This is a genomic window from Acetobacter estunensis (assembly GCF_019083805.1).
Taxonomy (GTDB): domain Bacteria; phylum Pseudomonadota; class Alphaproteobacteria; order Acetobacterales; family Acetobacteraceae; genus Acetobacter; species Acetobacter estunensis_A.
In genome coordinates, this window is record NZ_JAHRDV010000083.1 from 1 (window position 1) to 474 (window position 474).

At 45.6% G+C, this 474-nt stretch carries 1 protein-coding gene; it reads right to left on the reverse strand.

Annotated features, from left to right (window positions below; all coding sequences use genetic code 11):
• Positions 1 to 337, reverse strand: a 337-nt coding sequence (locus KUA11_RS17090) for a tRNA (adenosine(37)-N6)-dimethylallyltransferase (protein WP_302480904.1), incomplete at its 3' end; no start/stop codon positions are given.
• Positions 338 to 474: the final 137 nt, after the last annotated feature.

Consider the following 474-nt stretch of genomic DNA (forward strand, 5'->3'; position numbering starts at 1 on the left):
GTACTGATTCGAGATACATTCCGGTTCCTCCACATACAACGGGCAGGCAACCTTTTTGTTTAATAGTCTCGTAAGCATTCAAGAAATCACGCTGATACTCGAAAACATTGTACTTATAGCCCGGGGCGGCTATGTCGATGAGGTGATGGGGAATCTGTTTCCCGTCGACGGTATAGTCAGCAAGGTCTTTGCCGGTGCCTAGGTCCATCCCCCGGTAGATTTGCCGTGAATCGGCACTGATGATTTCCGTATGGAGTTCGGCGGCCAAGGCGGCTGCAAATGGAGTCTTTCCTGAAGCGGTAGGCCCTAATATGGCGATTAAATCATAGTCTGGCATATATAAGTTCTTGTTAATCTCACTACAAAGATAGTGCAAACCGAATGCAGAATAAAATGAACTCGTTCATTTTTTATGCTGAGGTGCAGCTTATCTTCGTGTTAGTGCAAAGATAATGCAAACTGGGAGTATAATGG